Here is a 489-nt window from a genome sequence, read left to right as displayed (position 1 = left end):
GGTGTCGGTTTTCCATATTCTTAAACAAGTAGAAAAGCGCGATATGATTCGATTCGTATTTTTGCTGCTTGGTGTCGCCTTCGCTTACAGCATTACCGTGCTTAAGCCGCTGCAAATGGAACCTACCAGTATCAATATTCTCATTGCAGGTGCGATTGCAATCTGTGCGATGATTTTGCCAGGTATCTCAGGGAGCTTCATTCTGCTATTAATTGGTATGTACGGCCCGGTACTTGGTGCCGTTAAAGAATTTCAGGTCGATGTACTTGCCCTATTCCTTAGTGGCTGTGTGATTGGCCTGCTGACTTTCTCTCACGTACTTTCTTGGTTACTACGCTCATTCCGCGACTTCACATTAGTATTCTTGACTGGTTTGATGATCGGTACACTGCCGAAGATTTGGCCGTGGAAAGAAACGATCAGCTGGCGTACAAACTCTAAAGGTGAGCAAGTTCCTCTGATTCAAGAAAACTTGTCACCGTTCGATTT

The 489-nt window shown here is 44.8% G+C and carries 1 protein-coding gene; it reads left to right on the top strand.

Annotation, left to right across the window (positions count from 1 at the left end):
- Positions 1 to 489 (top strand): DUF368 domain-containing protein (locus AB4653_RS28155; protein ID WP_372105924.1); only part of this gene is annotated, 489 nt, incomplete at both ends.

This window comes from Vibrio sp. 10N.222.48.A3 (assembly GCF_041475345.1).
GTDB lineage: Bacteria > Pseudomonadota > Gammaproteobacteria > Enterobacterales > Vibrionaceae > Vibrio > Vibrio tasmaniensis_A.
Note: the sequence above shows the minus strand (reverse complement) of the source record. Positions and strands in the feature narration are given on the sequence as shown.